A 10,468-nucleotide genomic window follows, 5' to 3' on the forward strand; every position below is an offset into this window, starting at 1 on the left:
TGTCCGCGGACATGTAAAACAAAAAGGATAAAATTAAAAACCGAATAAATTCAATAAGATAAAAAATGGCATGCTATTCGATTACAGCATAACTATATAAATTTTGAGGATGTTCGAATGTTTACTATTGGCTTATTTTTAATTTCACTGATCAGTATTTGCTTTGCCAACGGTGTGATTTGTTATTTTAATAAGCATTAGCGTTAAAGCTGCCAGGTAATAAAAGACAGCCAACATAAAATACTCAAGTTATAAAAACTAACCTTTGTAATAAAAGCTGAACCCTGCTTGTTATTTTTATCGACTTAAATGCTTTATACGAATGGCTTGTAATTAAAATCAAAGTGGAGGTGTTAATTGTGTTAATTGATAAAGTAAGCATACAAATTAGGACTCTTGCTAACTAGCAGTTTACCTTTGATATTGCTGATGATGAGACGTTTTTATAAAATATTATTCGAGCAGCTCACTAGATTAAACTCCGGTTTATCTTTAAAGAGAGTTTATTTAGGGCTTTAGAGAATGAGTTTATGCATTCAAAAATTAGAAGCTTAAATACAAAAAAAGCTGCAAATTGCAGCTTTTTTTAACCTAAACGCTTATTCAGCGTCTGCAGGTTTATGCTTTGCAGCTGTTTCAGTGATCAACGGTTGTAATTCACCACGTTGAAACATCTCAATGATAATGTCACAGCCACCAATTAACTCACCTTCAACCCAAAGTTGTGGGAAAGTAGGCCAGTTAGCGTAAGCAGGAAGCTCCGCACGAATGTCTGGATTAAGTAAAATATCTACATAAGCAAACGGTTCACCACACGACATTAACGCTTGTGATGCTTGTGAAGAAAAACCACAATTAGGCAGTTTTGGTGATCCTTTCATGTATAAGATGATTGGGTTTTCAGCAATTTGCTGTTTAATTTTATCGATGGTTTCCATTTACAACCTCAAAATGACGATAGCGAACACATTAGGCCTTGAAAAAGTTTCACTGTGGCCTCAGATATATAGATTAAAATAGGCAATTAAAGCCTCAATCTTAAATAGCTTTAGCAATAGCATTGCTGTTTGCTAAAACTTGAGTAAAATACTCAACAATTATAGTAACACTATATTCCTGTTTGGTATAGATAAGTGCCCTGTTTGTGCAGGCATTACGTATTACTAAATAGACTATCAACCAAAAGAAGATGGAGATAAAAAATGGCATTTGAACTACCGTCACTACCGTATGCAATTGATGCACTTGAGCCACATATTTCACAAGAAACGTTAGAGTTTCACCATGGTAAACACCACAACACTTATGTGACTAAACTTAACGGTTTAATTCCAGGCACTGAGTTTGAAGGTAAATCACTTGAAGAAATCGTTTGTTCTTCAGAAGGCGGTGTTTTCAACAACGCTGCTCAAATCTGGAACCACACTTTCTACTGGAACAGCCTATCTCCAAATGGCGGTGGCGCTCCAACAGGTGCAGTTGCTGATGCAATTAACGCGAAATGGGGCTCATTTGACGCATTTAAAGACGCGTTAAACGACAAAGCAGTAAATAACTTTGGTTCAAGCTGGACTTGGTTAGTTAAACTAGCTGATGGTTCACTAGACATCGTTAATACATCTAACGCTGCAACACCGTTAACAGATGCAGGTGTTACTCCAATCCTAACTGTGGATTTATGGGAACACGCATACTACATTGATTACCGTAACGTGCGTCCAGATTACCTTAAAGGTTTCTGGTCACTTGTTAACTGGGAATTCGCGAACGCTAACTTCGCATAATTAGTTTAATACTAGTTTTTAAAAAAGACGCTTAGGCGTCTTTTTTTATGCCTACAATTTGCATTAATCGCGTTTATACGTAGGTTGTTTTATAAAAGCGCATCATGATCATTTTTCATATAAATTTTTAATTTTATTGCACAATAAATTAAATTCGTGACTAGACTTTAAATAGTGAATACATTTTCCAAGTAGGTTTCGGAGGTCATTATGACTATTTTTGATCACTACCAAGCGCGTTATGAATCAACACAAGAAGAAGAGTACAGTGTTGCTGAATTTCTAGAAATTTGTAAAACCGATAAGTCTGCTTATGCCAGTGCACCTGAACGATTACTGATGGCCATTGGCGAGCCTAAAATGGTAGATACTGCTACCGATACTCGCTTAAGTCGCTTATTTTCGAACCGTGTTGTTGCACGTTACCCCGCATTTGCCGATTTTTATGGCATGGAAGACGCTATTGAACAAATTGTGTCTTATTTAAAACATGCTGCGCAAGGCTTAGAAGAGTGTAAACAAGTGCTTTATTTACTTGGCCCTGTTGGTGGCGGTAAGTCATCGATTGCTGAAAAATTAAAGTATTTAATGCAACAAGTGCCTATATACTCAATTAAAGGCTCTCCTGTTAATGACCATCCATTGGCATTATTTGACCCCATTGAAGATGCAAACCTGCTCGAAAAAGAATACGGAATTAAGTCTCGCTACCTGAAAACGGTAATGTCGCCATGGGCTGCAAAACGCTTACAAGAATTCAACGGTGATATTAGTCAGTTTAGAGTGGTAAAACGCTTCCCATCAATTTTAAATCAAGTGGCAATTGCCAAAACAGAACCTGGTGACGAAAACAACCAAGATATTTCTGCTCTTGTAGGTAAAGTAGATATTCGCCAGCTAGAACATTTTGCACAAAATGATCCTGATGCGTATGCCTATTCTGGCGCATTATGTTTGGCTAATCAGGGCTTAATGGAATTTGTGGAGATGTTTAAAGCACCGATAAAAGTGTTACATCCGCTTTTAACAGCTACCCAAGAAGGCAACTATAATGGCACAGAAGGCATAAGTGCCTTGCCATTTAGCGGCATGATACTCGCCCACTCCAACGAGTCAGAATGGCAAACTTTTAAAAACAATAAAAATAACGAAGCTTTTTTAGATCGTGTCTATATTGTTAAAGTCCCATATTGCTTAAGAGTAACTGAGGAAATTAAAATTTACGATAAGCTGATTGAGCACAGTGAATTATACAACGCTCCATGTGCGCCAGGAACACTTAAAATTTTAGCGCAGTTTACCACCCTATCACGATTAAAAGAGCCAGAGAATTCTAGCATTTACTCTAAAATGCGGGTCTACGATGGTGAAACACTCAAGGACACCGATCCAAAAGCTAAGTCATATCAAGAGTACCGCGATTACGCTGGTGTTGATGAAGGCATGACGGGTCTTTCGACACGTTTTGCGTTTAAGATTTTATCGCGCGTATTCAACTTTGACACCACCGAAGTGGCCGCCAACCCTGTACATTTGTTTTATGTGCTTGAGCAACAAATTGAACGTGAACAATTTAGCGCTGAGGTTGAAGAGCGCTATTTAAGCTTTTTAAAAGGCTATTTAATCCCACAATATGTTGAGTATATAGGTAAAGAGCTTCAAACCGCCTATCTAGAGTCATACTCAGAATACGGACAAAATATATTTGATCGCTATGTAATTTATGCTGATTTTTGGATTCAAGATCAAGAATACCGAGATCCTGATACCGGCCAACTATTTGACCGTGATGCGCTTAATGCTGAGCTCGAAAAAATTGAGAAACCTGCGGGCATCTCTAATCCTAAAGACTTTAGGAATGAGATTGTTAACTTTGTACTGCGTGCTCGCGCTCACAATAATGGTAAAAATCCGCTGTGGACGAGTTATGAAAAACTACGCACTGTTATTGAGAAAAAAATGTTCTCAAACACAGAGGACTTACTCCCAGTCATTTCATTTAATGCTAAAACGTCAGCTGAAGATCAGCAAAAGCATGAGGACTTTGTTAACCGTATGGTTGAAAAAGGCTATACCCAAAAACAAGTGCGCTTACTATCTGAGTGGTATTTACGGGTTAGAAAATCGCAATAACCTTCATAATTGCAGTTTTTAGGAGGTCATTATGGTGCATTTTATCGACAGGCGTTTAAATGGCAAAAATAAAAGTACGGTTAATCGCCAGCGTTTTATAAGGCGTTATAAAAAGCAAATTAAAGAAGCGGTGTCTGATGCGATAAACAAACGCAGCGTCACCGACTCAAGCTCTGGGGAGAGTATATCTATTCCGCAGCGTGATATTAGTGAGCCTACTTTTCATCAAGGCAAAGGTGGAAATAGAGAGCAAATACATCCAGGTAACGATCAGTTCTCTACTGGGGATAAAATAGAGCGACCTAAAGGTGGACAAGGCGGTGGTGCGGGCGAAGGCGAAGCGAGTGACTCTGGCGAAGGCCAAGATGATTTTGTTTTCTCTATTTCTAAAGATGAATACCTTGATTTGTTATTTGAAGACTTAGCGCTTCCTAATTTACAAGAGAACCAGCTCGATAAGCTCGTACAGATGAAAACGCATCGTGCTGGGTTTTGTAGTGATGGTATGCCTAGTAATATTGATGTTGTTCGATCGTTACAAGGCTCTTTAGCTCGTCGCATTGCGATGACGGCAGGTAAAAAACGCCGTCTTAGTGAGCTTGAAGGACAACTCGCATTGCTACTTGAGCAACCGCACTGCGACAAAGCTGCCGTGGCATTATTGCAAAAAGAAATCGACATACTCAAACAGCAAATTAAAACGGTGCCGTTTATTGATAACTATGATTTACGTTTTCGTAACTACAATAAGCAGCCGCACCCAACCAGTAAAGCGGTGATGTTTTGTATTATGGATGTATCTGGTTCAATGGATCAGGCCACCAAAGATATGGCTAAACGCTTTTATATTTTGCTTTATCAGTTTTTAACTCGCAGTTATAAAGACATTGAGGTTGTATACATTCGCCACCATACCCAAGCAAAAGAAGTTGATGAACAGGAATTTTTTTACTCTCAAGAAACAGGCGGTACTATCGTTTCAAGTGCACTTAAGCTGATGAACGAAATAATAGCAGAGCGCTATAATGCTGATGAATGGAATATATACGCCGCGCAGGCATCCGATGGCGATAATTGGGCAGATGACACCCCACAATGCGGGCATATTTTGCGAAACAAACTATTAAGCGCAGTGCGATATTTTGCTTATATAGAAATTACCACCCGCGCCCATCAGAGCTTATGGCGCGAGTATCAAAACATTAGTCAAACTCACAGTAATTTTGCCATCCAACATATACAAGGTGTTGAAGACATTTACCCTATATTTAGGGAGCTATTTAAAAAAGGCCGTCAACAGCAAGGGGCTGCATAGCCAAAGCGAGGTAGCAATATGAATAATAAGCGAATGAGTGATGGACCAGATTGGACCTTTGAATTACTTCAGCAATACCAAGACGAAATTGCGCGTGTTGCTGAGCATTACAAGCTAGATACCTACCCTAACCAAATTGAGGTGATCACCGCAGAGCAAATGATGGATGCTTATTCAAGCGTAGGCATGCCGATTGGTTATACTCACTGGTCTTATGGTAAAAAGTTTATTCAAACAGAGCAAAATTATAAACGCGGTCAAATGGGGCTTGCGTATGAAATTGTAATTAACTCAGACCCCTGTATTGCCTATTTAATGGAAGAAAATACTCTGCCGATGCAGGCGCTTGTGATGGCGCATGCGTGCTACGGACATAACTCTTTTTTTAAGGGGAATTATTTATTTAAAACCTGGACTGATGCGGGCTCAATAATTGATTATTTGTTGTTTGCTAAAAACTATATTAGCCGCTGTGAAGAAAAATACGGTATTTCTGAAGTAGAAAGCATACTTGACTCTTGCCATGCGTTAATGAGTTATGGTGTTGACAGATACAAACGTCCGCAGCGAATTTCGTTATTTGAAGAACAAAAACGTCAACAAGAACGTGCTGAGTACTTACAATCACAAGTTAATGAGCTGTGGCGTACTATTCCCTCTCAGCAGCAAGAATCAAAAAAACGTGAGCGCCACTTTCCGCAAGAACCGCAGGAAAACATTCTGTATTTTATTGAAAAAAATGCCCCTTTACTTGAGTCATGGCAGCGAGAAATTGTACGTATCGTGCGAAAAATATCGCAGTACTTTTATCCGCAAAAACAAACACAGGTTATGAATGAAGGTTGGGCCACTTTTTGGCATTACACTATTTTGAACCACTTATATGATGAGGGAAAACTAACCGATTCATTTATGTTAGAGTTTTTACAAAGCCATACTAATGTTGTGTACCAACCTCCCTACAATAGCGATTATTATTCTGGCATAAACCCTTATGCGCTGGGTTTTAATATGATGGTAGATATACGTCGTATTTGCGAAAACCCAACTGAAGAAGACAAACGCTGGTTTCCTGAACATGCTGGCAGTGACTGGCTAGAGACCCTGCACTTTGCAATGCAAAACTTCAAAGATGAGAGTTTTATTAGCCAATTTTTATCACCTAAATTAATTAGAGACTTTAAATTGTTCACTATCGTCGACCACACCAGCAACCCACATTTAGAAATAGGCGCTATTCACGACGATAATGGCTACAAAGCGGTTAGAGAAGCGCTTTCTGCACAATATAACCTTAGTAATCATGAACCTAACATACAAGTTTACGATGTTGACTTACGAGGCGATCGCTCATTAACTCTACGATATATCCCTCATAATGCCATTCCACTGGCCAACTCCCATGGGGAGGTATTAAAACACCTTTACAGGCTATGGGGCTTTAAGGTAAAACTGGAACAGGAGTCAAATTCTGGCGAGATTTCAACCATTGGTCAATGCCCAATCGATGATTCACGCCATACAATAGAGTAAAAATAATGGATAGAAAAAAGCTGCTTGTACTAATTGATTCGGTTGAATTTGCAAAAACCTCTTTGCAACATGCGAAACAAAAGGCACTTCAAGGCGATAAGCATATTGATATTGTTGCCTTTAGCTTTGAAGAAACCGGTAACATTTTATTCTCTCTGTCACCAGAACAATTACTTGCGCTGCAAGATAAATGCCTTTCATCATTAAGAGCACAGTTGGAGCCACTCATTGCAGCGGAACTAGCCGGGTGCAGTTATACCTTTCAAACCGCATGGCATGAAGCCCCAGAACAATGGCTTAACGAAGATATTGACACCGATGATTATGAAATGGTGATAAAAACTCGCCATATCGATAGCGATAGCCAATTTAGCGAGCTTGATTGGCAACTTATTCGCTTTACACCCATCGCACTGTATCTGGCAGCAGATAACAAATGGCGCAAACATACCAACATACTCGCCGCACTTGATTTAGCCAGCGAAAAGCCTGCAAAACATAAACTTAATCAATCGATTGTTAAATATGGACTAGCGTATGCAGAGCGAACAGGTTGTGAATTTTATGCAGGCTACACTGTCTATATTTCCCCAATATTAAGAGATTTAGGCTTAGTTTTTTCTGAGGAACAGCTAGTAAACGCGTTTGAGAAACTACCGAAATCACAGCAAAATCTAATTACTGATAATAATTTACGCGATAAGCTTCACATTAAAGCAGGGTTACCCGAGCAGGTGATCCCAAGCTTAGCGGCTAAGTTTAATGCTGATTTAGTGATTATAGGTTCTGTAGGAAATGTTGGGATTAAAGCAAAGCTGATTGGTAATACTGCAGAGAAAATAATGCGTTTACTCAAAACTGATTTACTAATTTTACCTCCCAATTAAAAAATGATGCTTATGCATCATTTTTTATATCAGCGTATACCGACACTCTATTTCGTCCATTTTCTTTTGAGTGATAAAGTGCTTTATCTGCAGCTTCAATCCAACGTTCATGATCTTTAAATTCGTTGTCAAAGCAAGCAATACCCACACTAATAGCCATATGTACTGTATGCTCTTTGTATTTAGCGGGTGAGGTTTCAATTAATTGGCGTAAGCGCTCAGCAAATACAATCGCCCCTTGTTTATCGGTATCTAACAAAGTAACAACAAACTCTTCACCACCGTAGCGCCCAGCAATATCTGTTTCACGCAATGCAGTTCTCAGTAAACTCGCTATATGACGAAGTGCTTCATCTCCTGCACTGTGGCCAAAGTCATCGTTTACCTTTTTAAAGTGATCAATATCAAAAATTAATAACGAACAACAGCCTTCACTGCGCTTAGTACGTAAAAATTCTTGGTGCAACAAATGCTCCCAATGTCCTCGGTTTGCAAGCTGGGTAAGGCTGTCGGTTTGACTAACTCGCTCTAATTTTTTGTTTAACTCTTCAAGCTCTTTTTTGTTCACCGCAATATCAGTCACGTCGTAGAGAATAATGCAAATATGCGCCACTTCGCCTCGCGTGTCGGTCAGCGGGATAAATGTTGCGTTTTGATACATGTAATCTGCTTTACCAGTAATAGGTCGATAGTTTTTAAAGCGAAAAATATACGGCTGTTGTTCCCAAATAGTAAATGAGCGATTTTTTAATACAAACACGGATTCTGCTTTACTCTTGAACCATTTTTCATCAATGGCTGGGAATAGATCAAACAAGTCTTTATCTTTTACAGCACTGGGTAACAGCCCTGAATGATTTTCCATAAAGCCATTCCATACGCACACCTTGTAGTCTCTATCAAGCACTACAAGGCCTACATCAACCGTATTAAACATGTCCATTAACCAATGGATTTCATTTAAATCTAAATCAGCAGGCATAAATATTTAATCTTCCAGCAGATAGGCAACTTTATATTTTAAAGTTTTGAGTGAATCTTCAGTAAAGAGCAACATTAAATCACAACTAATATCATGATTTTCAATACCGTAACTAATTTCTATGGCGAGTGTTCGCTGCCAACGATCTTTATTTGATTTTACCAGCTCTGACACGTCACGATGCTGCCCCAATACAATTGGGTGGCCTTGAGAGAAAGTCATATCAAGCTGCTTTGAAAAACCAGTTAAAATAGCACCTATCAGAATATTACTAATATCCATTAACAGCTCTAACTCAACCTTATCGTTAAGTTCACCGTCGTAATTCATTAAAGATGCAATTTCTTTAAAACTAGAGTCGTTTAGTAGCAGTAGCGCCTCACCAGAGACACCGCCCCCAATAAAACCTTGGCAGATGCCCGATGTAGTGCTGCTGTTGTCAACTGAACGCAACGCCATATCGAGTTCGCTAACTTCTAAAACATTTACATTAGGTATAGGTAATTTAACGAACACATTGAGCAGTCTTGCAAGTAGGTCTCCCGCTTGCCCCATAGCAACATTAGTGAGTTCTTGGTAGACGTCACGTACATCAGGGTCAACTTGCTCACCAAGCGCATTGGAGAGCCGCTCTCGTAACGCTTTATCTTTAATACCATGGTGTTCAATGATGGCGGCGAGCTTTTCGGAGGAACATGGCTTTTGAATAAAATCTATTGCGCCAAGTTCAAGTACACGTTGATGCGCACTCGGTTGAATGTCGCCAGATACCACTACAGTTAATACATTGAGTCCCTGCTCTTTCATGGCCGTTAACACTTCATAACCATCCATTTCTGGCATATTTAAGTCAAGGAAAAGAATTTCAGGGGGAGATTTAGTGAGCTGTTTTATGCAGTCGACACCATCATATGCAAATTCAACTTTTATATCCCAATCATCGGGTAAGGAGCGAGCCAACTGACGTCGTGCTAATTTTGAATCATCACATATTAAAACCGATGTTGACATACAATCTCACTATTTTAAAACGGGGTGTAATTTTAAGCGTATAAAACAAGCCACAGATACATAAAACAATACCTATTTCTTATATATAGTAATCAATGTATTGCTTATTTACAATTTTAGGCAAAATAAAGCTAGGATTATTCTGCTTGGTTACTTATCTACATTATAATACACTCACAACTATTACGTTAATTTAAAAGGAAAAAATTCCATGCGTCGTACATTAGCTTTTGCATTAAGCCTATTTTGCTGTGCCAGTTTTGCCGCAGACTTACCAGAAAATACACTCGATGCAGGAAAAGTAACCGCACAAGGTAAGCCAGTGACATTATTAGGTAAAGGCCTTATCGTTGGTGAAGATGCCCCTAATTTTAAAGTAGTTAATGACAGTTTTACTGCAGTTACGTTAGAAGATTATAAAGGTCAAGCAGTATTAATTAGTGTTGTTCCAAGCTTAGATACCGGTATTTGTAGCTTACAAACTAAGCACTTTAATGAAAAAGTCGCCCAGCAATTTCCTGGTGTAGCCATGCTCACCATTAGTGCCGATTTACCGTTTGCGCAAAAGCGTTTTTGTAAGGCCGAAAATATCGATAAAGTGACGACGCTTTCTGATTCTGTATGGCGTGATTTTGGCCAAAAGTATGGCTTAATAATTAAAGATATGGGCTTACTTACCCGCGCGGTGTTTATTTTAGATAAAAGCCATAAAGTTATTTATAAGCAATTAGTTAGTAGTTTATCAACTGAGCCTGAATACGATAGCGTTATTGAAAAGCTTAAAACGCTTTAAGGGTCGAATTTCGAATAATAAAAAAACGAC

At 38.9% G+C, this 10,468-nt stretch carries 9 protein-coding genes; 6 read left to right on the forward strand and 3 right to left on the reverse strand.

Annotation, left to right across the window (positions count from 1 at the left end):
- Positions 1-599: 599 nt before the first annotated feature.
- Positions 600-938: a Grx4 family monothiol glutaredoxin gene (locus tag P20311_RS12045; protein ID WP_008113155.1), complete on the reverse strand. Its 339-nt coding sequence runs from the start codon at positions 936-938 to the stop codon at positions 600-602.
- Positions 939-1,202: 264 nt separating this feature from the next.
- Between P20311_RS12045 and P20311_RS12050 the strand changes: the two genes are divergently transcribed.
- The 5 genes from P20311_RS12050 (at position 1,203) to P20311_RS12070 (ending at position 7,652) form a co-directional block, all read left to right on the forward strand.
- The gene (locus tag P20311_RS12050; RefSeq protein ID WP_008113157.1) at positions 1,203-1,784 is read left to right on the forward strand and encodes a superoxide dismutase; all 582 of its coding nucleotides are present in this window, start codon (positions 1,203-1,205) and stop codon (positions 1,782-1,784) included.
- A 210-nt stretch (positions 1,785-1,994) separates the two neighbouring features.
- The gene (locus P20311_RS12055) at positions 1,995-3,917 is read left to right on the forward strand and encodes a PrkA family serine protein kinase (protein WP_008113158.1); all 1,923 of its coding nucleotides are present in this window, start codon (positions 1,995-1,997) and stop codon (positions 3,915-3,917) included.
- Positions 3,918-3,948: 31 nt separating this feature from the next.
- Positions 3,949-5,232, forward strand: a complete 1,284-nt coding sequence (locus P20311_RS12060) for a YeaH/YhbH family protein (protein ID WP_008113160.1) — start codon at positions 3,949-3,951, stop codon at positions 5,230-5,232.
- 18 nt (positions 5,233-5,250) lie between these two features.
- On the forward strand, positions 5,251-6,765 hold the full coding sequence (locus P20311_RS12065) for a SpoVR family protein (protein ID WP_008113162.1): 1,515 nt from the start codon (positions 5,251-5,253) through the stop codon (positions 6,763-6,765).
- Between the two features lie 5 nt (positions 6,766-6,770).
- The gene (locus tag P20311_RS12070; RefSeq protein WP_008113164.1) at positions 6,771-7,652 is read left to right on the forward strand and encodes a universal stress protein; all 882 of its coding nucleotides are present in this window, start codon (positions 6,771-6,773) and stop codon (positions 7,650-7,652) included.
- A gap of 10 nt (positions 7,653-7,662) precedes the next feature.
- Here P20311_RS12070 and P20311_RS12075 read toward each other — a convergent pair whose 3' ends face one another.
- Both P20311_RS12075 and P20311_RS12080 read right to left on the reverse strand, forming a co-directional pair.
- Complete coding sequence (locus P20311_RS12075; RefSeq protein ID WP_008113166.1) at positions 7,663-8,634, reverse strand: diguanylate cyclase; 972 nt, start codon at positions 8,632-8,634, stop codon at positions 7,663-7,665.
- A gap of 6 nt (positions 8,635-8,640) precedes the next feature.
- Positions 8,641-9,645 (reverse strand): response regulator, encoded by a 1,005-nt coding sequence (locus P20311_RS12080; RefSeq protein WP_008113168.1) that lies wholly within the window; start codon positions 9,643-9,645, stop codon positions 8,641-8,643.
- A gap of 211 nt (positions 9,646-9,856) precedes the next feature.
- Between P20311_RS12080 and tpx the strand changes: the two genes are divergently transcribed.
- Positions 9,857-10,438: a thiol peroxidase gene (gene tpx / locus P20311_RS12085; RefSeq protein ID WP_008113169.1), complete on the forward strand. Its 582-nt coding sequence runs from the start codon at positions 9,857-9,859 to the stop codon at positions 10,436-10,438.
- Positions 10,439-10,468: the final 30 nt, after the last annotated feature.

It is taken from the genome of Pseudoalteromonas sp. BSi20311, assembly GCF_000239875.1.
GTDB lineage: Bacteria > Pseudomonadota > Gammaproteobacteria > Enterobacterales > Alteromonadaceae > Pseudoalteromonas.